This window comes from Actinospica durhamensis (genome assembly GCF_018139695.1).
Taxonomy (GTDB): Bacteria; Actinomycetota; Actinomycetes; order Streptomycetales; family Catenulisporaceae; genus Actinospica; species Actinospica durhamensis.
Genome location: NZ_JAGSOG010000122.1, coordinates 1 through 23720, shown reverse-complemented (window position 1 = coordinate 23720; position 23720 = coordinate 1). Strand labels below are relative to the sequence as shown.

Below are 23720 nucleotides of genomic sequence, written 5' to 3'. Positions count from 1 at the left end.
CCGGGGGACAGGGCGCTGTCGGCCGGGATGCCGGGCCAGTGGCGCAGCTGCTCCCTCGAGGACAGGCCCAGCTTGTCGAGGGCGTTGGCGACGTGGAACTTGACCGCGTCGGTGCTCACCCCGCGGTGCCGGGCGATCTGCCTCGTGCTCATCCCGTGCCGCACCGCGTCCACCACGCGCCATTCCGCGGGGGTCAGTCGGTCGGGATGCCGGGGTCGGCCGCGTCCTGCGCTCACCGGGCCGACGCTAGCAAGCGGCGGCCCGAATTTCCCTCCCCCAGGCGCCGGCCTGCCCGGGGCCTGCACGGAGCCTGGCTCCAGAACCTGCATGTAAGTGGCTGAGTGTGGAATAGCCGGTTTCCATTTAGCGCTGCTAATGATGTAAGCTACTCAGTGTGATTTAAGCCATAACGATGCACCGCCAAGGGGGCCGCCCGTGAGCGAGACCGACTCGATACGCAGCACGTTCCGATCTCTGCGCAATCGGAACTACCGCCTGTTCGCCGCCGGGCAGGTCGTCTCGAACACCGGCACCTGGATGCAGCGCATCGCCCAGGACTGGCTGGTGCTGACCCTCACCCACAGCGGTACCGCGCTCGGCGTGGTCACGGCGCTGCAGTTCCTGCCGATCCTGCTCTTCTCCGTCTGGGGCGGAGTGCTGGCCGACCGGTTCCCCAAGCGCACCATGCTGATGATCACGCAGACGCTGATGGGCGTGCTCGCCGGAATCCTGGGCGTGCTCACCGTCACCGGCTCCATCACCTCCTGGCAGATCTACGTCTTCGCCCTGCTGCTCGGCACCGTCACGGCCGCCGACACCCCGGCCCGGCAGTCCTTCGTGGTCGAGATGGTCGGGCCGGAGGACCTGCAGAACGCGGTCTCGCTCAACTCGGCCAACTTCAACCTCGGCCGCGTGCTCGGCCCGGCCGTGGCCGGTCTGCTGATCGGTCTTTTCACCTCGCAGATGACCGGGTCCGGCTGGGTCTTCCTGATCAACGCCGTCTCGTACGCGGCCGTGGTCACCGGGCTCGCCCTGATCCGCAAGCGGGACCTGCACGGGGACAAGCGGGTCCGGCGCGGGCGCGGCGGGCAGCGCGAGGCCTTCGCCTACGTGCGCACCCGGACCGACCTGATGGCCGTGCTGATCACGGTCGCGATCTTCGGCAGCTTCGGCCTCAACTTCCCGGTGCTGCTCCCGCTCTACACCACCCAGGTCTTCCACTCCGGCGCCTCGGCCTACGGCGTGATCTCCGCGATCATGGCGGTCGGCTCGCTGCTCGGGGCACTGCTCGCGGCCCGGCGCAAGGTGGCCAGGGTCCGGCTCGTGCTCGGCGGGGCCATGCTCTTCGGCCTGTTCGAGCTGGCCGCGGCGGTCATGCCCGACATCGCCTCGTACGCCGCGGTGCTCGCCCTGACCGGCGTGTGCGGCCTGACCACGGCCACCACCGCCAACGCGGTCATGCAGACCACCGTCGCCCCCGAGCTGCGCGGCCGGGTCACCGGCGTGTACGTGCTGGTGTTCATGGGCGGGACGCCGATCGGCTCGCCGATCGTGGGCTGGCTGGCCGGACAGATCGGAGTGCGCTGGACGCAGAGCCTGTGCGGCGCGCTGACCGTCGCGGCCGGTCTGGGCGCCGCGCTGTGGCTCGCCCGGCGCACCGACCGGCAGATACAGACTCGGTTGTTGGCCCGTCCGCACATCGCAGTGGTCGCGCGCACTGCATGATGATGAGCTGACACTCATCGCCGTGTGCCCGCGCCTCCCGGTGCGAGGAGAGCCGGCGACACCGGACCCCTCATCCGGAGGTGCGGGATGCGCTTGTTCGTGGCCGTGGTGCCACCTCGGCCGGTGCTGCTCGAACTGCGCGCCGCGCTGTCGACGCTTCCGCACGGCGACGTCGGGGTGCGCTGGACGCATCCGGAGAGCTGGCACATCACCCTCGCGTTCCTCGGCGAGGTGCCCGAGACGACCCTGCCCGACCTCACCGAGCGGCTCGCCCGCGCGGCCGGCCGGGCCACCCCGATGGAACTCGCGATCGCCGGCGGCGGGCAGTTCGACTCGCACACGCTCTGGGCCGGCGTGCAGGGCGACCGGGACCGGCTCGGGCGGCTGTCCGAGTCCGTGGCCGCCGCGGCCCGCCGCTGCCGGGTGAAGGTGGACGAGCGGCCCTTCCGGCCGCACGTGACGCTGGCCCGGGTGCGCGGGGAGGGGCACACCGACCTGAAGCCCTACGTCGAGCGCATGCAGTCCTTCCGCACGCCGCGCTGGCTGGTCAAGGAGATCGGGCTGTTCGAGTCGCTCCCGCCGGCCGGAGTGGGCCGCCCGCCGGTGTACGTCGGGCGCGGGCACTGGGCGCTGACCGGGCGCTGACGGGAATCCGCGGGGGCTCGGAACCGGGGGCCGGTGACCGGGGCCCGGCGCCGAGCGCGCGCGGCGGCCCGCCTAGACTGCTGAGGTGGATCCCCGCATTCGTACCCGCATCGTCACCGCGACCCTTCTGGGCCTGTTCGCCCTGGTGCTGGTCGGGACGCTGTTCAAGCACTGACCCGGCGCCGAGCGGGCGCCGGGTCGGCGCCAGGCCTCAGCCGAGCGCGTCGACGGCCTCCTTCGCGACCTTCTGTATCACGTCGATGCCCGAGTCCATCGAGCTGTTCTGCGCCGAGAGCACGGCCACCAGATACGTGTGGCCGTCGTGCTGGACCTCGCCGATGCTGTTGATCTCCCACAGGTCGGTCGCGCTGCGCGGCAGCCAGCCGTTCTTGAGCATGTAGTCGTCGGCGCTCGAGCTCGTGTCGTCCGCGGCCGCGCTCACGCCCCAGCGCTGGTCGGTCTCCACGTGCGACATCAGGTTCTGGATGTAGGAGCGGTTCGCCGAGGTCAGCACCGAGTCCGAGGTGAACACCTGGCGCAGCAGCTTCACCTGGTCCGTCGCCGTGGTCGTGGTGTCGCCGAAGGCCGAGTCGTCGACCTCGGTGTCGGTCAGGCCGAAGACCCTGTTCGCGGGCTCTATCGCGCTCGAGCCGCCCACGTCGTCGTACAGGGCGGAGGCCGCGTCGTTGTCGCTGTTCTCGATCATCTTCGTGGCCAGGTCGCGCTCGTCGGACGTCATCGAGGTGCCGTCCTTCTGATGGTCGTAGAGCAGCGTGGAGAGGATGTCCAGCTTGACGATGGACGCGGTCACGTAGTCGTCGGTGACGTTGTAGCCGGCCGTGGTGCCGCTGGACAGGTCCTCCACGGCCACGCTGACGTTCTTGTCGTCCGCCGAGACCGTGCCGGCCACGGCGTTCGCCAGGGCCGTGCTCGCGTTCTGCGTGGCAGTCGCGGAGGCCGACGGGCTGGCGCTGGCCGAGGCGGACGCGCTCGCGCTCGCCGAGGCGCTTGCCGAAGCAGAGCTCGAATCCGTGGCCCCCGACGCCGTCGAAGAGCCCGAGGACGCGGTGTCCGCGGACGCGGACGAAGCGGCCGCGGCGGGTGCCGCGGCCGCTGAGCCGTCAGAACCGACGAAGGCCAGGGCGATCGCCGCCGCCGCCAGTACGGCGGCGACGGCGAACAGCACGGGCTTCGACCGGACCGGGCCGGCGGCCCTGAATATCACGGACTTCAGCTTCGGCATACGCATACTGCGAGAGTAGGCGCCCTGCCGTAAACAAAGTTGTGCGCAACGTGAGGCAGGGCTAAGAGTTTGTCCCGATCCGTCTGATCTGGGCCCCCGCACTCACGCTCAGCCGCGCAGCTGCTCCACCACGTAGTCGATGCAGCCGGTCAGCGCCTCCACGTCGTCCGGCTCGATCGCCGGGAACATCGCGATGCGCAACTGGTTGCGCCCGAGCTTGCGGTACGAGTCGGTGTCCACGATGCCGTTGGCCCGCAGCACCTTCGAGACCTGCACCGCGTCGAGGTCGTCGTCGAGGTCGATGGTGCCCACGACCTGCGAGCGGTCCTGCGGGTCGGCCACGTACGGCGTCGTGTAGTCGGTCTTCTCGGCCCAGGCGTAGAGCCGGGAGGAGGAGTCGGCGGTGCGCGCGGTGGCCCAGTCGAGGCCGCCGTTGCCGTTGAGCCAGTCGAGCTGTTCGGCCATCAGGAACAGGGTGGCGACCGACGGGGTGTTGTAGGTCTGGTCCTTCACCGAGTTGTCGATCGCGGTCGGCAGGTCGAAGAAGGTCGGGATGTACCGGCCGGACTCGGCGATCTCGGCCGCGCGGGCGAGCGCCGCCGGGGAGAACACCCCGACCCACAGGCCGCCGTCCGAGGCGAAGCACTTCTGCGGGGCGAAGTAGTAGACGTCGGTCTCCCGCACGTCCACCGGCAGGCCGCCGGCGCCCGAGGTGGCGTCCACCAGCACCAGCGCGTCCGCGTCGGCACCGGCCGGGCGCAGGATCGGCATGGCCACGCCGGTCGAGGTCTCGTTGTGCGTGAGCGCGTAGACGTCCACGCCGGCCACGGCCTCGGGCAGCGGGTGGGTGCCCGGCTCGGACTTGATCACCTGGGGCTCGGCCAGCCAGGGCGCGGCCTTCGCGGAGGCGGCGAACTTCCCGGAGAACTCGCCGAACTGCAGGTGCTGGGACTTGTTCCGGATCAGCCCGAACGCGGCGATGTCCCAGAACGCGGTGGAGCCGCCGTTGCCCAGGACCACCTCGTAGCCCTCGGGCAGCGAGAAGAGCGCGTTGACACCCTCGCGCACCTGCTTGACCAGGTTCTTCACCGGGGCCTGGCGGTGCGAGGTGCCGAGCAGCAGGTTGCTGGCCGCGAGCGCCTGCACGGCCTCGGGGCGGATCTTCGACGGTCCGCAGCCGAAGCGGCCGTCGGAGGGCAGGAGCTCGGTGGGGATCTTGATCTGGTTGGGGTCCGACACGGTGCGTGCCTCCGGCGTGCGAGAGGGAACCGCCGACACGGCCGCGCCGACGGGAATGACCCCGGCTCAGTGCCGCGAACGCACTGTTCAGCCCGGCTGAGCCGGACGTTCTGGCGTCGTCGTCCGAGAACGTGAAGCAGAGGTTACCGGAAAGGCACAACGCCCCACAGCCCCCCTGAAGGGGGATTGTGGGGCGTTGCCGCGATCACGGGCGCCCGGCGCGCGGCCGGGCGGCGGGCTCGCTCAGTGCACGACCATGGTGTCGAAGCCCTCGACGTCCTGGATCTTGCGCGTGCCCGGGCCGATGTAGCGCGCCGAGGGGCGCACCAGGCGGCCGGTGCGCTTCTGCTCCAGGATGTGCGCGGCCCAGCCGGCCGTGCGGGCGCAGGTGAACATCGAGGTGAACATCGGCGCGGGCACCTCGGCGAAGTCCAGGACGATGGCCGCCCAGAACTCCACGTTCGTCTCCAGCACGCGGTCGGGGCGGCGGGCGCGCAGCTCGGCGAGCGCGGCGTCCTCGAGCGCCTTGGCGACCTCGTAGCGCGGCGCGTCGAGCTCCTTGGCGGTGCGGCGCAGCACGCGGGCGCGCGGGTCCTCGGCGCGGTAGACGCGGTGGCCGAAGCCCATCAGCCGCTCGCCGCGGTCGAGGATGCCGGTGACGTACTTCTTGGCGTCCCCGCTGCGCTCGATCTCCTCGATCATGTGCAGCACGCGGGAGGGCGCGCCGCCGTGCAGCGGGCCGGACATCGCGCCGACCGCGCCGGACAGGGCCGCGGCCACGTCGGCGCCGGTGGAGGCGATGACCCGGGCGGTGAAGGTGGAGGCGTTCATGCCGTGCTCGGCGGCACTGGTCCAGTACGCGTCCACGGCCTTGACGTGCTTGGGGTCGGGCTCGCCGCGCCAGCGGATCATGAAGCGCTCGACGATGGTCTCGGCCTTGTCGATCTCGCGCTGCGGGACCATCGGGTGGTCTATGCCGCGGGCGGACTGGGCCACGAAGCTCAGCGCCATGACGGCGGCCCGGGCCAGGTCGTCGCGCGCCTGCTCGTCACTGATGTCGAGCAGCGGCTTGAGACCCCAGATCGGGGAGAGCGTGGCGAGCGCGGACTGCACGTCCACCCGGACGTCGCCGGAGTGGATGGCGAGGGGGAACGGCTCGGCCGGGGGCAGGCCCGGGTTGAACTTCCCGTCGACGAGCAGGCCCCACACGTTGCCGTAGGTGACGTGCCCGACCAGGTCCTCGATGTCGACGCCGCGGTATCGGAGCGAGCCGCCATCCTTGTCGGGTTCGGCGATCTCCGTCTCGAAGGCGACGACGCCTTCGAGTCCGGGTACGAAGTCGGGCATCCTACGGCTCCCTTGCTGTGGCAAATGTCCTTCGTGAGGTTCTCCGGCGCCGCTCCGCCCCCGCCCGTGCGGGCGCGCGGGTGACGGTCGGCGCTGTGGAAACGTCGCGGCAGCCTTGGAGGTTCCCGCCAAGTGCGACCGGCTACCTATATTGGACCGCTACAACGGCCGGAAGGAAATCGGGGGCCGCGAACGGACTTGGAGGCGACCGTATGACCACTGAGCAGCGCGATCTCGCCGCATTGCGACGAGATTACGCCGAACGGGCCATCGAGGTGACCGAGCTCACAAGCGAGCCGAGCGCGCAGTTCGCCCGTTGGTTCGCGGAAACCGACGCCGTTGCACGAAAATCGGACGCGGCCTGGTTCGAAGCCAACGCAATGGTCTTGACCACTTGTGACCAGGGCGCTGGGCCGTCCAGTCGAACGGTGCTGCTGAAGGGATACGGCCCGGAGGGTTTCACCTTCTACACGAACTTCGCCTCCCGCAAGGGGCGTCAGATCGCGGCCGATCCGCGGGTGGCGCTGCTCTTTCCGTGGTATCCGCTGGAGCGTCAGGTCATCGTGCAGGGCAGGGCCGAACGGGTGCCCGAGTGGGAGTCCGACGCCTACTTCGCCAGCCGTCCGCGCGGGGCGCAGCTCGGTGCGTGGGCCAGCGAGCAGTCCCAGCCGATCCCGGATCGGGCCTGGTTGGAGCGCCGTCTGGCCGAATTCTCGGCGCGTTACCCCGATCGGGTGCCCAGGCCGCCGCACTGGGGCGGACTGCGGGTGGTGCCGGAGGCGGTGGAGTTCTGGCAGGGCCGGCCCGACCGGCTGCACGACCGGGTGATCTACCGCCGCGACGCCGCCGAGGAGTCGGGCTGGAGCCGGACCAGGCTCAGTCCCTGAGCACGCGGCTTCCGCTGTCGGTGCGGTGCGTCACAATGGGCGGTGAGCGTACCCTTCCGGCCCAGCCGGGACGCCGAGACCGCGGGAGCCGTGCCGATGAGCGACTTGATCGATACCACGGAGATGTACCTGCGTACGATCTTCGAGCTGGAGGAAGAGGGGATCGTCCCGCTGCGGGCCCGAATCGCCGAGCGGTTGGGCCAGAGTGGTCCGACGGTCAGTCAGACCGTGGCCCGCATGTCGCGCGACGGACTGCTCACCGTGGAGGGCGACCGGCACCTGCAGCTGTCCGACAAGGGCCGGGCCCTGGCCACCCGGGTCATGCGCAAGCACCGGCTGGCCGAGCGGCTGCTGGTGGACGTGATCGGGCTCGAGTGGGACGAGGTGCACGAGGAGGCCTGCCGCTGGGAGCACGTGATCAGCGAGCGGGTCGAGCGCCGGCTGCTGGAACTGCTCGGCAGCCCGACCCATTCGCCCTACGGCAACCCGATCCCCGGGCTCGAGGAGCTCGACGCGGACCTGCACTCGAGCACCTTCCGCCAGGACGGGCTGATCTCGCTGCGCGAGGTGGCCCAGGCGCTGCCCGAGGGCGAACACGCGGTGGCGGTCATCCGCCGCATCGGTGAGCCGGTGCAGTCGGACCAGGACGTGATGCACCGGCTGCGCCGGGCCGGGGTGCGCCCGGGCAACGCGGTGCAGGTGACCCCGACCGAGACCGGCGTGCTGCTCGGCGCCGCCCGCGAGGCCACCGAACTGGACCTGGAACTCGCCGCGCACGTGTTCGCGGAAGAGGACTGAGACAGGACGGGCGGACGGCGGGCTCCCCGCCGTCCGCCCGTGATTCAGGCCCCTGTGGGCCGTTTCAGGCGTCGAACACCGCCCGGGTGTCCGGATCCGCTCAGCGGGCCCGGTGCAGCCCGCACGCGTACGCCAGCGGCGCGAGCACCTCCTCCGGATCCGGCAGCCAGCGCGCCGCTTCGGCCGGCCCGCGCACCCACTGCACCTGTCCGCGGATGCCCATCCGCGAGGGCGGGGCCACGATGTAGTCCCCGGCGCTGCGGCAGGCCAGGTCCAGCGCGGTGCGGCCCCAGCCGAGGCCGGCCAGCACGGTGGCCACCTTCGTCCTCGAATTCGGCAGCACGAAGAAGTACAGCCGCCGGTTGGGCGCGGCCGCCACCGGGCCCGGGTTGGCCCCGTGGCGCTCGAGCCGGGCGAGCGCGAGCAGCCCGGCCTCCTCGGAGCACTCGAGCACGTCGAAGGCCCGGCCGGTGGGCAGGATGATCGAGCCCTGAGGGTGTTCGGTCCACCACTCGTAGGCCCGGCTCGGCTGTGCGCTGATCCTCTTGTGCCAGTCCCGCATCGCCGGATGCGCGCCGATCGCGGCGCACCGCCGGTCCCCGCAGGAACAGGACCACACTCCGTTCTCGCGCTCCACACTGGTGCCGAGCACCACGTCCCAGTGCCGCTCCTCGATGTAGCCGAGGGCGGCTCGGAGCAGTCCGAGCCGATCCGATGACTCGGTGCTCACGGCCCGGGCGGATTTCGGCCGCGGGCTGGCGATAGTTGTCTCCACGGCCCTAGAACCGCGCCGTGGCGTGGCAAGTTACGGTCAGGTCCCCCGGTTTCGCGAATATTTTCCCCCCGCCTGGGAACGACGATTTCCTACCATCCGATTACGCTGGGCTACCGCTCGGAGCGATTCGCCGCTACTCTTCGCGACATATGCGCATGCAGTACTCATGGGCGCGAGTGGACCGTACCCATGGGCGCGGGTCGAGACGTACCGGTGGGTGCGCGTCGATCCGCACCTGTGCACACCGCCTGTGGACCGAGGACAAGGGGAGGCCCGATGGCCGTACGCACCGCCGGACCGCGGCAGCCGAACCAGAGGCTTGCCGCACTGATCCAGGAGGCCGCGAGCTCCAACGCAGGGCTGGCCCGGCGCGTCAACATGGTCGGCGCCGAGCACGGCCTCGACCTCAGGTACGACAAGACCTCCGTTGCGCGCTGGTTGCGCGGACAGCAGCCGCGCGGCATGGCGCCCACGCTCATCGCCGAGGCGCTCGGGCGCAAGCTCGGCCGGCCGGTGACGGTCGAGGAGATCGGCATGGCCGACGGGCGCAACGGATCCTCCAGCGTGGGCCTGCATTTCGCCCCGTCCACCGCCGCCGCCATCGAGGAGGTGACGGAGCTGTGGCGGGCGGATGTGAGCCACCGTGAGTTCCTGCTCGGCTCCTCCTTCGCCGTGGCCGCGCTGATCGCGCCGAGCCGCGACTGGCTCATCACCCCGCCCGACGCCGAGGTGGCAAGGCCTCCCTCGCTGGCCGGGCGCGGCCCGCGGGTCGGCCCCTCCGACGTCTACGCGCTGCGGGCCGCGGCCAAGGTCTTCCGCGACCTCGACCACCAGTTCGGCTCCGGCTACGTGCGCTCGATCGTGGTGCACTACCTGGACGACGTGGTCGCCGAGATGCTCACCGGCACCTATCCGGAGCGCACCGGCAGAGCCCTGTTCTCCGCCGCCGCCCAGATCACCGAGCTGGCCGGGTACATGGCCGTGGACACCGGCCGGCACGGCCTGGCCCAGCGCTACTACATCCAGGCTCTGCGGCTGTCCCAGGCGGCCGGGGACCGGGCCTACGGCGGCTACGTGCTCGCCGCCGGGATGAGCCATCTGGCCGGGCAGCTCGGCTCCCCGCGCGAGATAACCCAGCTCGCCCGCGCCGCCAACGAGGGCGCCCGGGATCAGGCCACGCCGACGGTCCGGGCCATGTTCCACGCCGCCGAGGCCCGCGGACACGCGGTGCTCGGGGACGTGCGCGCCTGCGAGGCCGCGCTCTCCCGCGCGGCCGCCGAGATGGAGAAGTCGAATCCGGCCGAGGACCCCGACTGGATCAGGCATTTCACACCCCCCTACCTCTCCGACGAGTTCGCCCACTGCTACCGGGACCTTGACCGGCCGCGGCAGGCCAAGGACCACGCGCAGCGGGCGCTGGCCGAACACCAGCCGGGCCACGTGCGCCGGCGGGTCGTCGACACCGTGCTGGTGGCCACCGCGTATGCGCAGGAGCGCGAGGTGGAGGCGGCCTGCGCCACCGGCTCGCAGGCCATCGAGATGCTCAGCCAACTGCGATCACACCGGGGGGTGGAGTACCTGCACGATCTGGACCGCAGGCTCGACCCTTACCAGGACAGCAGCGCGGTGCGCGGCTTCCGCGAGCGGCTCGGCCGGCTCGCGGTCAGGCAGAGCGCGTTGCCGCTGGTCCTGGCTCCGGCGCTGCCGCGCTGAGCCGACGCTTCAGCGGCCCGGGGTGTGCTTCGCCCGGGTCGCCGTTCACGCCTGTCCGCGTCCGGCGCGGCTTCGAGGCCCTGGAGGAGAGCGCGTTGCAGTTCTGCGACAACCAAGGCCGCGATCGTGGCAGGGCTTGTCTGGGCGAGTAGCGTCTATCCGGTCGCCGCCGCGAAGGGTTCGCCCTGCCCGCGGCGCCGGGAAGAACGCCTATTTGCGAGGAATACGCACTGTGTCCCAGATGCCCGAAGTGGCGGGGAGCTGGCCGGAAGAAGGCTCCCAATACCAGCCCGGTGCGCCGATGGAACCGGTGCAGCAGCCCTACCCGCAGCAAGCGCAGTATCAGCAGCCTTACCAGCAGCAGTACGGTGAGGCGCCGCAGTATCCGGCCCAGCAGCAGTACGCCCAGCAGCAGCACCCGCAGGCCTCCTACCAGGAGCAGACCGTCCCGCAGCCGGCCGTGTTCGAGGAGGAGCTCGCCTCGGTGCCGAGCGAGTTCGACCACCTCTTCCGCGACTCGGTGCCCAACGACCGCCGGTCCATATCCCGGCAGTCCGTGGTCGGCACCTCGCCCCCGTCGGCCGGATTCGCCCAGAACGCCGCGCAGGCGGCGCCGCCCCAGCCCGCGGCCACCGCGATGTTCAACCCGCAGGACCAGGCCGCCACCGGCTACCAGCAGCAGCCGCCGTTCGGCGGATCCAACGAGGGCTACCGCGACGGGTACGAGCAGCTGCCCGCCCGCCCCGGCCACAACCGCACTCCGCTGCTGATCGGCGGCGTGGTCGTGCTGGTCGCCGCGGTGGGCCTGTACCTGGGCCTGTCCGGCGGCGGCAACTCCTCCGGCGGCTCGCCCAGCGCGGGCGGCACCCACACCGCCGCCGCCGCCCCGACGCTGAGCCTGCAGCAGCAGGCGGACCAGCTCTACCAGCTGGTGGCCCAGGCCAAGGACCTGCGCAGCGAGATCAACGGCGGCTACAGCGAACTGCTCGACTGCAACATCTCCAGCGCCCAGTCGGACATCGACACCGCGGTCTCCGGCCGCAAGGCCGCGCTGGACACGCTGACCAAGCTGGACGTGAGCAAGATCAGCAACGGCGCGGAGCTCGTCTCCGACCTCAAGGCGGCGTGGACGTTCTCGTACGACTCGGACAACCACTACGCCAAGGCCGCCGCGGACTTCGCCGGGGGCGCCTCCTGCACCAAGTCGGCGGTCCAGCACGACGCCAACTTCCAGGCCGCCGACAGCACCAGCGGGGACTCCTCGCGGGCCAAGGACACCGCGGCGGACCTGTGGAACCAGGTCATGCCGAACTACAACGAGCCGAAGATCACCAGCGCGCAGCTGTGAGTCCGGAACCCGGCGGGTTTCCCGCCGTCGCGCCCGATCCCCGGAAGCGGCGGCGGGTTCACCCCCTTCGGTGACACACCGTCACCCGTCCGGGCGAGCTCTAACCCGGGCACAACGACACGGCAACACCCCGGAAACCCGGGCCGTGGATCGTGTAGCCATGGCACCGGCAGAGACGCTTGACCAGCGACCACCCATCTCCCTGCCCGCCCAGCCGGCTCGCGCCACACCGCCCACCACGGCGGCGGCGTTCGACGGCAGGCCTCTGACCGGCAGCGTCGTGGCGATCACGGCGGACCGCAGACGCGAGGAACTCGCGACTCTGCTTCAGGATCTCGGCGCGCGGACGGTGGAGACCCCCACCGTCCGACTGACCCCCGGAGACGAGGGAGCGCTGGCCCGGCGGGCCGGAGACCGGGCCGCCGCGGCCCGGTTCGTCGGCTCCCTGGTCCGGCGGGACGTGCACGCGGTCACCTTCACCACAGCCCCCGGCGTCACCGGCCTGCTCGAGGCCGCCGCCGTCACCGGATCGCTGGACGTGCTGCTCGCCGCGCTGCGCGAGGACGTGCTGCCGGTCTGCCTGGCCCCGGCCTGCGCCCGCCCGCTCGAGGCGGTGGGGGTGACCCCGCTGACCCCGGACCGGGCCCGCTTCCCGGCCCTGGTGGAGCTGCTCGCCGCCACGCTGCCGCAGCGCATCCGCCGCGAGGTGCGGGTGGACGCCGGCCGCACGCTGGTGATGCAGGGCTTCAGCGTGGCCGTGGGAGGGCACTGCGTCACGCTGCCGCCGCTGCCCGCCGCGGTCCTGGCCGAGCTCGCCCGCCGCCCCGGTTGGGTGGTCTCGCGCTCGGAGCTGCTGCGCCGGGTCTGGGATCTGCGGGACGGACGCGGCGCGCAGCGGGACGAGCACGCGGTGGAGGCCACCGTGGCCCGGCTGCGCACGGCTCTGGGCCCGGCTTCGGGACTCGTCAAGACCGTGACCAAGCGCGGCTACCGGCTCGCGGTCGAGCCCTGACGCGGCTCGGCGCCTCCCGCTGCGGCGCGGCGGCCGCCGACGAGGTTGGATGAGTGCTGACGGGTCCTGACGGCTCCGGGCGGCCCGGCCGATCCCGGACCTGACGGATTCTCACATCGGCCTTCCACGCGGCGTGAGATACCCGACCATGACCCGTCACCGACCGGCCGCCGACCCGTAACCGCCGCGTCGGAGACTGATCCTCCATCCCGCCAGTGTCGGCACCGCCCACCGGGCCGCCCACCGGCCCGACCGACGGCGGGCGCCGCCGCGGCGGCCTATGGCCCAGGGAGGCCCGCATGCCCGTGCACCGCCCCGCGCAGTCGCAGCCGAGCGCCGCCGCCGGACCCCGGCGCGTCCCCACCGTTCTGCCGCCTGCGCGCGACGACGTCCCGGCGGTGGTGGTGGCGCACGGCACCGCGCACCTCGAGGGTCTGCTGATGATCGACGCCCTGCTCGAGCGGGTCAGGTTCCTGCGTCCGGGCCTGCCGGTGCGGCTGAGTTTCGTCTCCAAGGCCGAGCCGCGCCCCGACGTGGTGCTGCGCGAGCTCGCCGCGACCGGCGCGAAGGAGGTCGTGGTGCTGCCGCTGTTCCTCGGCTCCGGCTACCACGTGCGCCACGACATCCCGACCGCGGTACGCGAGGCGACCAAGACCTCTGCGCTGACCTCGGCGATCGCGGGCGCCCCGGCGCAGGACCGGGCCGGGCGGCTGCGCGTGCACGTGGCCCGCGCGCTCGGCCCCGACCCGATGCTGGCCCAGGTGCTGGCCGAGCGGCTCGGAGCGGTCTGCGGACGCCTGTTCGGCACCGAGGTGGTGCTCGCCGCGGCCGGGTCCTTGGACCAGCGCGCCACGGCCGACGCGGTGGCCATGGCGGGACTGCTCGCCGAGCGGCTCGGCATGCCGGTGCGTACGGCCTTCCTGACCGCCGCCGAGCCCTCCACCGCCGCCCTGCTGACCCGGCTCTCGCGCCGCGGGCGTCCGGTGGCGGTGGCGACCTATCTGCTCGCCGAGGGCGGCTACACCCAGCGTCTGCGCGACACCGCGGCCCTTGCGGGCCTTGAACCCGGCGCCGTACGCACCCCGCGGGTGGCCGCCCCGCTCGGCTCGCACGACGTGATCGCCCGCCTGCTGCTGCGCCGCTACGACCAGACCCTGTTCGGCTGAGCCGCGGGCCGGCCCGCCGTCCAGCTCCGTCCCGCCCGGTCCCGCTCACCAGACGGTCGTCCCCGCCTCCAGCCGGCCGGTTGCCCTAGCCTGGCCCCATGACCGAGGACGCGTCCGCCGACTACATCCTGACCCTGTCCTGCCCGGACCAGCGCGGCATCGTGCACGCCGTGGCCAGCTTCCTGCTCGTCACCGGATGCACGATCGTGGACAGCCAGCAGTACGGCGACCCGGACACGAAGGTGTTCTTCATGCGCGTGCACTTCCGCGCGCAGGAGCCCGGGGTGGACCTGACCGCGCTGAGCAACGGCTTCGCGGCCACCGGCGCGTCCTTCCACATGCAGTGGCAGATCCACCAGGCGGCCACCCGCATGCCCATGCTGATCATGGTCTCCAAGTTCGGGCACTGCCTCAACGACCTGCTCTTCCGGCAGAGCATCGGCGCCCTGCCGGTCTCGATCCCGCTGGTGGTCTCGAACCACACCGACTTCCGCCAGCTGGTCGAGTCGTACGGGATCGAATTCGTCCACCTGCCTGTGGACAAGGACAACAAGGCGGCGCAGGAGGCGCGGCTGGCCGAGCTGGTGGACGAACACGGGATCGAACTCGTGGTGCTGGCCCGCTACATGCAGGTGCTCTCGAACGACCTGTGCAAGACGCTCGAGGGCCGGATCATCAACATCCACCACTCGTTCCTGCCGTCGTTCAAGGGTGCCAAGCCCTACCACCAGGCGCACCACCGCGGCGTGAAGCTGATCGGCGCGACCGCTCATTATGTGACGGCGGACCTGGATGAGGGCCCGATCATCGAGCAGGACGTGGCCCGGGTCGGCCACGGCATGACGCCCGATCAGCTCGTCGCGGCCGGCCGCGACGTCGAGTGCCGGGTGCTCTCCCGCGCCGTCGGCTGGCACGCCGAGCACCGGGTCCTGCTCAACTCCCGTCGCACGGTGGTCTTCCCCTAAGCCACGCCCACGCCTGGTCCCCGCGCGCGTCCAGGCCTTGCGCGCGGCTTGTCCCGAGTTGTCCCCAGGCGCTCGCTCGGACGGCTGTGGAGAGAGGTTATCCACAGCGTTGCCCGCAGGAGTTTTCCCCAAGTGAGTTCAATTCGTTACGCCAGACTGGGGACACGCGACCTAGTTATCCACAGGATTTATCCACACCGTGGACAAGATCTGTGGATCCTGTGGATAAGCGGCCGACGCTGTGGATAACTCGTGGTAATCCACCGGATCCAGCGGGCGATCGCGGCTCTTGGGCGCCCGCGGCGGCGCCGGCCGCCCCCGGAATCCGACGCCACGTCACATCGCCGCGTCGTCCACAAAATGCCGCGTGCCCGGCCCCCATGCGGGAGCCGGGCACGCGGCGTCGGGGCGGGAGCCCCGGCGGAGCTTCGCCTCAGCCGGTGTTGCGCAGGCCGGCCGCGACGCCGTTGACCGTCAGCAGCAGCGCGCGGCTGAGCTGCGAGTCCGGCTCCTGGTCGGCCGCCACCGTGTCGCGGTGCCGCTTGAGCAGCGCCACCTGGAGGTAGGAGATCGGGTCGAGGTAGCGGTCGCGCACCTGCAGCGTGCGGGCCAGCACCGGGTCGTGGCCGAGCAGCTCGCTCTGGCCGGTCACCTTCAGCACCTGCTGCACCGTCAGCTCGTGCTCCTCGACGATGCGCTCGAACACGTGCCGCAGGTCCTCCGGGACCAGCTGCTCCACGTACAGCCGGGCGATCCGCAGGTCCGTCTTGGCCAGCGTCATCGCCACGTTCGACAGGAAGTTGCGGAAGAAGTGCCAGTCCTCGTACATCTCCGCCAGCACGTCCGCGTGCCCGGCCGCGTAGGCCGAGGCCAGGCCGGTGCCCACGCCGAACCAGCCGGGCACGATCTGGCGCGACTGGGTCCAGCCGAACACCCACGGGATCGCCCGCAGGCCCTCCAGGCCCGCGCCGGAGTCCGGCCGGCGCGAGGGGCGCGAACCCAGGTGCAGGTCGCCGAGCTGGTCCACCGGGGTCGAGGCCAGGAAGTAGCGCGGCAGGTCGGGGTCGTCCACCAGCTCGCGGTACTTCGCGAACGCCGCGTCCGAGATCCCGGTCATCGTCGCGGTCCACCGGGCCAGCGCGTCCGAGCTCTGCCGCGGGCCCAGGTGCAGCACCGAGGCCTCCAGCGTGGCCGCGACGGTCAGCTCCAGGTTCTCCCGGGCCAGGCTCGGCAGCGCGTACTTGTCCGAGATCACCTCGCCCTGCTCGGTCACCTTGATCTCGCCCTCGAGCGTGCCCCAGGGCTGCGCCATGATCGCCTCGTGGGTCGGGCCGCCGCCGCGCCCCACCGTGCCGCCGCGGCCGTGGAACAGCCGCAGCCGCACGCCGTGCCGGTGCGCCACGTCGCGCAGCTTGCGCTGGGCGAGGTGGATCTCCCACTGGCTGGTGGTGATGCCGGCCGACTTGTTCGAGTCGCTGTAGCCGAGCATGACCTCCTGCACGTCCCCGCGCAGCCGCACCAGCTTGCGGTAGGACGGGTCGTTGAGCAGGTCGTTGAGGATCGTGTCGGCCTGGCGCAGCTCCTCGACCATCTCGAGCAGCGGCACGAAGCCGATCGCGGCCCGGCCGCCGCGCAGGTCGATCAGGCCGGCCTCGCGGGCCAGCAGCACGGCGGCGTACACGTCGTCCACACCCCGGCACATCGAGATGATGTAGCTCTCGATGACGTCGGGGCCGAAGCGGTCGATCGTCTCCCTGATCGCGGTGAAGATCCCGAAGGTCTTCGCCCCGTCCTCGTCCAGCAGCGGCGTCGCCCCGCCCCAGGCGTCGAAGCCCTCGACGCCCTGGCGGTGGATCTTCTCCGGCAGCTTCGCCAGCGGGCGGCGCGAGCGCAGCTCCTTGGCCAGCAGCCCGGCCCGGTAGTCGCGCGGCATGTCGTCGTAACGCCAGGCCTCGCCGCCGAGCCGGTCGATCAGCTGGCCGATCGCGTGGTGGTGCGCGTCCGCGTGCTCGCGCACGTCCATCGTGGCCAGCTGCAGTCCGAACGCGGAGATGGTACGGATCACCTGGTCCAGGCTGCCGCGCGCGATCAGCTCGCCGCGGTCGGCCAGCAGCGAGTCGCGCATCAGCAGCAGGTCGGTCACCAGCTCTTCGCCGTTGAGGTAGTCCTGCCCGGGCACGTGCTGGCGCGCCTCGGCGATCCGCTCGCGGGTGTTGAGCAGCTTCTGCCGGACGCAGGTGGCCTTGAGCCGGTAGGGCTCCTCCAGGTTCTGCCGCCGGTAGCGGGCCGGGATGTCCGCGAGCGCCTCGAGGTCGCGGGCGAGGGAGTCCTCGAGCTCGGGGGTGACCCGGGCGATCCGCTTGGACGTGGACAGGCTCCCGCGCAGGCCGTCGACCAGCTTGAGCGCGTCGTCGATCGCCCGCTCGTGCTGCAGGCCGAGGATCTCCAGGGTCAGCGCCGGGGTCACGTTCGGGTTGCCGTCGCGGTCTCCGCCGATCCAGCTGCCGAAGCTCAGCGGCTTCGCGTCCACCGGCAGGTGCACGCCGATCCGCTCGAGTTCGGTGGCGAGCTCGTCGAGCACGTCGGGCACGGCGCCGGAATGCAGCTCGTCCAGGTAGTACAGGGCGTTGCGGGCCTCGTCGGTCGGCTCGGGCCGGGTCACCCGCAGCTCGTCGGTCTGCCAGAGCGACTCGACCAGCTCCTGCAGCCGGCGCCCGGCGCGGCGCTGGGCCACCGGGTCCACGGCCGTGCCCGGCTGCGGGAACGGGTTGGCGTCGAGCAGCAGCGCGATCTGGCGCAGCTTGCCGAGTATGGTGCGGCGCGCGGCCTCGGTCGGGTGCGCGGTGAAGACCGGGCGCACCGAGAGCCGGGAGATGACCTCCTCGACCCAGTCCCGGGTGACCTTCGACTCCGGGTCCTCGATGGCCGCGCCGATCCGCTCGACCGCGCGGGCGAGCCAGGAGCCGGTGGTGGCCCGCTCGCCGTGCAGCTCGCGGGCACGGTGCACCTGCTCGGTGACGTTGGCCAGGTAGAAGTAGCTGGAGAACGCGCGCACCAGCCGGATGGCCGTGCCCAGATCGATCTCGGCCAGCCTGGCCTGGGCCTCGTCGGCCGCGCCGGGCTCGGCCGAGCGGGTCAGCGCCCTGATCTGCTCGACCAGGTCGAACAGGTACTCGCCCTCCTGGCGCACCAGGGTCTGCCCGAGCAGCTCTCCCAGGGCTTTGATGTCCCCGCGCAGGGCGGCGTCGGGCGCGGGTGGCGGCGGAGGCGGACTGGGGACGGCGGCGGTGTCGGCCACGGCGGCACACTCCTCGGTTCACGGGCGATGCGCCGGACGCCGTTGTCCGCGCGGAAAGGGCTTCGAGCCCATCGTATGCGGCGTACGTCACACTGTCTTCACGTCGCCCACCCGCTGAGACCGGGAAACGGCCGGTGAAAGCACTACGCCGCCCCCTCGACGGGGGCGGCGTACCGTCAGCGTACGGAAGGGTTCGGATTCCGTGCGGGCCTTACCGGGTCTCCGATTCCGTCTCGATCGCGTCTCAGCGGCGTTGGAACGCCAGGTGCGGCGGCAGCGCGGAGCCGAGGTAGGCCACGTCCGTCACCAGGCTGGCGAAGCCCTGCTGGACCGCGGCCTCCGAGATCTCCTGGATCTGCGGCGGCAGCGCCACCAGGTGCCGGGCGAAGTCGTCGAAGTCGTTGCCGATCCGGGTGAGCAGCTCGGAGCAGACCGAGGCGGCGTCCCGGTTGTCCCGGTCCCGGTAGTCGTCGTCGTCGAAGAACCACACCGAGCCGAGGTCGTTGCCCCGGATCTTGAGCACCAGCATGCCGCCGCGCACGAAGCCGACGCCCAGGTACTCCTCGGTGAACCGGTCGAACAGGGCCTGGTTCGCGTACACCAGCTCCTGGTGCGGATCCGAGCGGCGCACCCCGAACAGCCAGCCGTCCGAGACGAAGCCACAGGCCAGGTTCACCGCAGGGGTCAGCGGCCGGCCGCCGTCGGTGCCGGCCAGGAAGCGCCGGTAGGAGACGGGCAGCTGGAAGCCGAGCTGCGACTCGAGCTGGATCATCGCGTCCTCGGGCACCGAGCCGGAGCGCTCGAAGGCCACCGGCTCGAGCATGCCCTCGTGCCAGAGCCCCGACTTGGCCCGGTCCGCCTTGAGCGTGGCGATCCCGCCGTGGTGGCGGAAGGAGCCGTTGAGCTCGGCCGGCACCATGAACAGCCGCCGGGTGCGCGCCTCGTGCGTCCAGGTCCAGCCCTCCGGCGTGGCCGTGGGCGGGCGCCCCTGCTGGTAGAGCGGATCGCCGGTGCGCGAGGCGAGCAGGTTCGCCGCCACCACGTCGGTCACCCGCACCTCGTCCACCGACAGCTCGGCCGGCGGCTCGGCGATCTGGGCCGCGTGCCTGGCATAGACCGAGAAGTCCGGGTAACCGTGGAAGTTGAGGTACACCCCGCGCGGGTACTTGCGGTCCAACTCGACGTCGCTGAACTCGATGAGCCGCCCGGCGAACTGACCGTTGGGTATCCCGGCCGTGTTCGTCGGAAGGCCCGTGCCCGTTCCTTGCGTCATCGCTCTCCCAGTCCCTACCGTCACATCATCGGACCCGGCTCGCGGCGGGCCCCGGCACACAGTGCTCTCGCACGACGGTACCCGGCGCACCCGGATTTGCGGTAGGCGGGAGTGCCGTCCAGGTAAACCGGAATGGCTTCGCTCGCCCGTTTCGAGCCGCTTTCGAGATCCGCCCGCGCCTTAGGCGTGATCTTCCGAGTCCGTCGTCGGCCCCCTGTCGGTCCGAGTGCGTACCCTAGAGGCATACCAACCCCCGGCCCCCTCTCTGGGCCGTTCGGGGTTAGTCGGCGTTGCCACCTTCATGGAGTAGCCCATGCCCATGCCCGGTTTGCTCGAACCTCTGCGACGCGATCCCGCCGTACGGGCCGCGCTCGGCGCCGCGCGCGAACGCGCCAGGCCCCGGCTCGACCTGGCCACCGTCGCGGGCCAGCGCGCGCCCCTGCTGGCCTGTGTGGCCGAGCACGCCGAGACCCTCGTGCTCGCCGTGACCGCCACCGGCCGGGAGGCCGAGGACCTCGCCGCGGCGCTGCGCTCGCTGCTGGGCGACGCGGCGGTGGCCGAGTTCCCGTCCTGGGAGACGCTGCCGCACGAACGCCTCTCGCCGCGCTCCGACACCGTCGGGCGCCGCCTTGCCGTACTGCGCCGCCTGGCCCATCCGGAGGACGAGACGCCGCTGAAGATCGTCGTCGCCCCGATCCGCTCGGTCCTGCAGCCCCAGGTGGCCGGGCTCGGCGACCTGGAGCCGGTGCGGGTGACGGCCGGTCAGGACATCGAGCTCGAGGAGGTCACCCGCCGCCTCGCCGACGCCGCGTACCTGCGCACCGACCTGGTCGAGAAGCGCGGCGACTTCGCCGTGCGCGGCGGCATCCTGGACGTGTTCCCGCCCACCGAGGAACACCCGCTGCGGATCGAGTTCTGGGGCGACACGGTCGAGGAGATCCGCTACTTCAAGGTGGCTGACCAGCGCTCGCTGGAGGTCGCCCAGCAGGGCCTGTGGGCACCGCCCTGCCGCGAGCTGCTGCTGACCGAGACGGTGCGCAAGCGCGCCCACGGCTACGCCTCCGAGTACCCCGAGCTCGCCGACATCTTCGGCAGGGTGGCCGAGGGCATCGCGGTGGAGGGGATGGAGTCGCTCGCGCCGGTCCTGGTCGACCGGATGGAGCTGCTCGTCGACCTGCTGCCCGACGGGGCCCGCCTGGTGATCTGCGACCCGGAGCGGGTGCGTTCCCGCTCCGCCGACCTCGTGCGCACCTCGCAGGAGTTCCTCGAGGCCTCCTGGGCCGCCGCCTCGATGGGCGGCAAGAGCCCGCTCGACCTCGGCGCCGCCTCGCTCTGGGCGCTGGGCGACCTGCGCGACCACGTCCGCGAGCTCGGGCTGCCCTGGTGGTCCGTCACCCCGTTCGTCGGCGACGCCGAACTGGCCGACTTCGTGGGCGAGGGCGAGACCCTGGAGGCCGACGACACGGTCGCCTCCCCGGCCACCGAGGCCCCCGACTACCGCGGCGAGGGATCCCGGCTCATCGGCGACGTGCGCACCTGGCTGCGCGAGGGCTGGCGGGTCGTGCTCACCACCGAGGGCCCCGGCCCGGCCGAGCGCACCGCCGAACTGCTGCGCGCCGCCGACCTCGGCGTGCGCCTGGTGCCCGAGCTCGACCAGACGCCCGAGCCCGGCATCGCCTACGTCACCTGCGCCTCGTTCGGCCGCGGCTTCGTCAACGAGGCGGTCAAGCTGGCCGTGCTGACCGAGTCGGACATCTCCGGCCAGCGCTCCTCCACCAAGGACATGAACCGGATGCCCTCGCGGCGCCGCAACATGGTGGACCCGCTGCAGCTGCACACCGGCGACTTCGTCGTGCACGAACAGCACGGCGTCGGGCGCTACGTGGAGATGGTCCAGCGCACCGTCGCCGGTGCCACCCGCGAGTACCTCGTGATCGAATATGCGAGCTCGAAGCGCGGCCAGCCCGGCGACCGGCTCTACGTCCCCACCGACCAGCTGGAGCTGGTGACCAAGTACGTGGGCGGCGAGTCCCCCTCGCTGCACCGGCTCGGCGGCGCGGACTGGCAGAAGGCGAAGTCGCGCGCCCGCAAGGCCGTGCGCGACATCGCGGCCGACCTGATCAAGCTCTACTCCGCCCGGCAGGCCGCACCCGGCCACGCCTTCACCACCGACACGCCGTGGCAGCGCGAGCTCGAGGACGCCTTCCCCTACACCGAGACCCCGGACCAGCTCGCCTGTATCGACGAGGTCAAGGGCGACATGGAGAAGACGGTGCCGATGGACCGTCTGATCTGCGGCGACGTCGGCTACGGGAAGACCGAGATCGCCGTGCGCGCGGCGTTCAAGGCGGTGCAGGACGGCAAGCAGGTGGCCATCCTCGTGCCCACGACCCTCCTGGTGCAGCAGCACTTCTCCACCTTCGCCGAGCGCTACGCCCAGTTCCCGGTCACCATCAAGGCACTGTCGCGGTTCCAGACCGACAAGGAGGCCACCGAGGTGCTGCAGGGCCTGGCCGAGGGCTCGGTGGACGTGGTGATCGGCACGCACCGGCTGTTCGCCAAGGACACCAGGTTCAAGGACCTCGGCCTGGTGATCGTGGACGAGGAGCAGCGCTTCGGCGTCGAGCATAAGGAGCACCTCAAGCAGATGCGCGCGAACGTGGACGTGCTGACGATGTCCGCGACCCCGATCCCGCGCACGCTCGAGATGGCGGTGACCGGCATCAGGGAGATGTCCACGATCCAGACGCCGCCGGAGGAGCGCCACCCGGTGCTCACCTTCGTCGGCGCGTACGAGGAGAAGCAGATCGGCGCGGCCATCCGGCGCGAGCTGCTGCGCGAGGGCCAGGTCTTCTACATCCACAACCGGGTCGAGTCGATCGACCGCGCCGCGGCCCGGATCCGCGAGCTGGTGCCCGAGGCCAGGGTCGCCATCGCGCACGGCCAGATGAACGAGCACGCGCTGGAGAAGCTCATCGTGGGCTTCTGGAACCGCGAGTTCGACGTGCTGGTGTGCACCACGATCGTGGAGTCCGGCATCGACATCGCCAACGCCAACACCCTGATCGTCGAGCGCGCCGACAACTTCGGCCTGAGCCAGCTGCACCAGCTGCGCGGCCGGGTCGGGCGCGGCCGCGAACGCGCCTACGCGTACTTCCTCTACCCGCCGGAGAAGCCGCTCACCGAGACCGCGCACGAGCGCCTTGCCACCATCGCCCAGCACACCGACCTGGGCGCGGGCATGTTCGTGGCGATGAAGGACCTCGAGATCCGCGGCGCCGGCAACCTGCTCGGCGGCGAGCAGTCCGGCCACATCGAGGGCGTCGGCTTCGACCTGTACATCCGGATGGTCGGCGAGGCGGTCAAGGAGTTCCGCGAGCAGGCCTCCGGCCTCGAGGTGCAGGAGGAGATCGCCGACATGCGCGTGGACCTCCCGGTCGACGCCCACATCCCGCACGACTGGGTCCCCGGCGAGCGCCTGCGCCTGGAGGCCTACCGCCGGATCGCCTCGATCGCCGAGGAGAAGGACATCGTCGGCGTCCACGACGAACTCGTGGACCGCTACGGCAAGCTGCCCGAGCCGGTCGGCAACCTGCTCGCCGTCGCCCTCTTCCGCGCCCACGCCCGCACCGCCGGCCTGGCCGAGATCGTGCTCCAGGGCAACTATGTGAAGTTCAGTCAGGTCTACCTGCGCGAGTCCCAGGAACTGCGCCTCAAGCGCGTCTTCCCCGGCTCGATCGTCAAGAAGCAGACCGACCACATCCTCGTCCCGCGCCCCAAGACCAAGGGCTTCCCGGCCGAGCCCGTCACCGGCCTGCCCCTGCTCGAGTGGTGCCGCTCGCTGATCGACGGGGTGCTGCTGATGGGGGCGTGACGGGGGCGGCTCACCGCCGCCCGGCCGTCCGCCCTCGACGGATCTCGGTGCGATCGCGCTGCCGGAGAAGCGAGGCGGGGTCGGCCGGTGTCGGTAGGCTGCCACCATGACCGGTCGTATCGTGCTGATTCCCTTCTCGCCGCGGGTCGCGCCGGGGCTGATGTCGGCTGCGGCCTGGCGGGTGGTGGCGGAGCCGGGGGCGCGGGTGCACGCGGGGGATGAGGAGCATCCGATCCTGGAGTACCTCGACGACCTCGACATCGCGATCGAGCTGATCGAGGGCGAGGCGGAGGAAGTGGCCGAGGAGCTGCTGGCCGAGGCCGCGGCGGGGGCGCAGGTGGTCTGGCTGGCCGATCCCTCGGGCGGGGACCAGCGGCTGGTGCACGCGCTCGGCGAGCGGCTGGCGGCCGGG

At 71.6% G+C, this 23720-nt stretch carries 18 protein-coding genes and 1 pseudogene; 12 read left to right on the top strand and 7 right to left on the bottom strand.

The window, feature by feature from the left end; all coding sequences use genetic code 11:
- A partial coding sequence (locus KDL01_RS45395) for a helix-turn-helix domain-containing protein (protein ID WP_212530549.1) occupies positions 1–236 on the bottom strand: 236 nt, incomplete at its 3' end.
- Between the two features lie 199 nt (positions 237–435).
- On the opposite strand from KDL01_RS45395, the gene KDL01_RS22480 reads away from it, so the two are divergent.
- Together KDL01_RS22480 and thpR are read left to right on the top strand one after the other, a co-directional pair.
- Positions 436–1725 (top strand): MFS transporter, encoded by a 1290-nt coding sequence (locus tag KDL01_RS22480; RefSeq protein ID WP_212530548.1) that lies wholly within the window; start codon positions 436–438, stop codon positions 1723–1725.
- Positions 1726–1812: 87 nt separating this feature from the next.
- Positions 1813–2370 (top strand): RNA 2',3'-cyclic phosphodiesterase, encoded by a 558-nt coding sequence (gene thpR / locus KDL01_RS22475; protein WP_212530547.1) that lies wholly within the window; start codon positions 1813–1815, stop codon positions 2368–2370.
- A 211-nt stretch (positions 2371–2581) separates the two neighbouring features.
- On the opposite strand, the gene KDL01_RS22470 is transcribed toward thpR, so the two are convergent.
- Positions 2582–3280 (bottom strand): serine hydrolase, encoded by a 699-nt coding sequence (locus KDL01_RS22470; RefSeq protein ID WP_212530546.1) that lies wholly within the window; start codon positions 3278–3280, stop codon positions 2582–2584.
- Here KDL01_RS22470 and KDL01_RS22465 point away from each other — a divergent pair.
- Positions 3252–3632: a hypothetical protein gene (locus KDL01_RS22465; protein ID WP_212530545.1), complete on the top strand. Its 381-nt coding sequence runs from the start codon at positions 3252–3254 to the stop codon at positions 3630–3632. The two genes, KDL01_RS22470 and KDL01_RS22465, sit on opposite strands and share 29 nt — an antisense overlap.
- Positions 3633–3721: 89 nt before the next feature.
- Here the strand turns inward: KDL01_RS22465 and serC are convergent, their stop codons facing one another.
- Positions 3722–4852 carry a phosphoserine transaminase gene (gene serC / locus KDL01_RS22460; RefSeq protein WP_212530544.1) on the bottom strand — a complete coding sequence of 377 codons (1131 nt, stop codon included), beginning with the start codon at positions 4850–4852 and terminating at the stop codon, positions 3722–3724.
- Between the two features lie 243 nt (positions 4853–5095).
- Positions 5096–6199 carry a citrate synthase 2 gene (locus KDL01_RS22455; RefSeq protein WP_212530543.1) on the bottom strand — a complete coding sequence of 368 codons (1104 nt, stop codon included), beginning with the start codon at positions 6197–6199 and terminating at the stop codon, positions 5096–5098.
- A 212-nt stretch (positions 6200–6411) separates the two neighbouring features.
- On the opposite strand from KDL01_RS22455, the gene pdxH reads away from it, so the two are divergent.
- Positions 6412–7086, top strand: a complete 675-nt coding sequence (pdxH, locus tag KDL01_RS22450; protein WP_212530542.1) for a pyridoxamine 5'-phosphate oxidase — start codon at positions 6412–6414, stop codon at positions 7084–7086.
- Positions 7087–7182: 96 nt separating this feature from the next.
- Positions 7183–7884, top strand: coding sequence for an iron-dependent transcriptional repressor DtxR (locus tag KDL01_RS22445; protein ID WP_212530541.1), 702 nt, complete (start codon positions 7183–7185; stop codon positions 7882–7884).
- 100 nt (positions 7885–7984) lie between these two features.
- On the opposite strand, the gene KDL01_RS22440 is transcribed toward KDL01_RS22445, so the two are convergent.
- Positions 7985–8614 (bottom strand): bifunctional DNA primase/polymerase, encoded by a 630-nt coding sequence (locus KDL01_RS22440; protein WP_307846516.1) that lies wholly within the window; start codon positions 8612–8614, stop codon positions 7985–7987.
- A gap of 321 nt (positions 8615–8935) precedes the next feature.
- Between KDL01_RS22440 and KDL01_RS22435 the strand changes: the two genes are divergently transcribed.
- The 5 genes from KDL01_RS22435 (at position 8936) to purU (ending at position 14863) form a co-directional block, all read left to right on the top strand.
- Positions 8936–10372, top strand: a complete 1437-nt coding sequence (locus tag KDL01_RS22435) for an NsdA family TPR-like regulatory protein (RefSeq protein WP_212530539.1) — start codon at positions 8936–8938, stop codon at positions 10370–10372.
- Positions 10373–10613: 241 nt separating this feature from the next.
- A complete protein-coding gene (locus KDL01_RS22430) occupies positions 10614–11720 on the top strand; it encodes a hypothetical protein (protein ID WP_212530538.1) in 1107 nt (368 codons plus the stop codon).
- Positions 11721–11880: 160 nt separating this feature from the next.
- On the top strand, positions 11881–12732 hold the full coding sequence (locus KDL01_RS22425; RefSeq protein ID WP_212530537.1) for a winged helix-turn-helix domain-containing protein: 852 nt from the start codon (positions 11881–11883) through the stop codon (positions 12730–12732).
- Between the two features lie 299 nt (positions 12733–13031).
- Positions 13032–13898, top strand: a complete 867-nt coding sequence (locus KDL01_RS22420) for a sirohydrochlorin chelatase (protein WP_212530536.1) — start codon at positions 13032–13034, stop codon at positions 13896–13898.
- Between the two features lie 98 nt (positions 13899–13996).
- Positions 13997–14863 (top strand): formyltetrahydrofolate deformylase, encoded by an 867-nt coding sequence (gene purU, locus KDL01_RS22415; RefSeq protein ID WP_212530535.1) that lies wholly within the window; start codon positions 13997–13999, stop codon positions 14861–14863.
- A 433-nt stretch (positions 14864–15296) separates the two neighbouring features.
- On the opposite strand, the gene ppc is transcribed toward purU, so the two are convergent.
- Together ppc and KDL01_RS22405 are read right to left on the bottom strand one after the other, a co-directional pair.
- On the bottom strand, positions 15297–18161 hold the full coding sequence (gene ppc / locus KDL01_RS22410; protein WP_212530534.1) for a phosphoenolpyruvate carboxylase: 2865 nt from the start codon (positions 18159–18161) through the stop codon (positions 15297–15299).
- Between the two features lie 244 nt (positions 18162–18405).
- Positions 18406–19434: an SMI1/KNR4 family protein gene (locus KDL01_RS22405; RefSeq protein ID WP_212530533.1), complete on the bottom strand. Its 1029-nt coding sequence runs from the start codon at positions 19432–19434 to the stop codon at positions 18406–18408.
- A gap of 313 nt (positions 19435–19747) precedes the next feature.
- Here KDL01_RS22405 and mfd point away from each other — a divergent pair, with 313 nt between their 5' ends.
- Together mfd and KDL01_RS22395 are read left to right on the top strand one after the other, a co-directional pair.
- Complete coding sequence (gene mfd, locus KDL01_RS22400; protein WP_212530532.1) at positions 19748–23308, top strand: transcription-repair coupling factor; 3561 nt, start codon at positions 19748–19750, stop codon at positions 23306–23308.
- Positions 23309–23414: 106 nt separating this feature from the next.
- Positions 23415–23720: pseudogene (locus tag KDL01_RS22395) on the top strand (nucleoside triphosphate pyrophosphohydrolase); the annotation flags it as partial.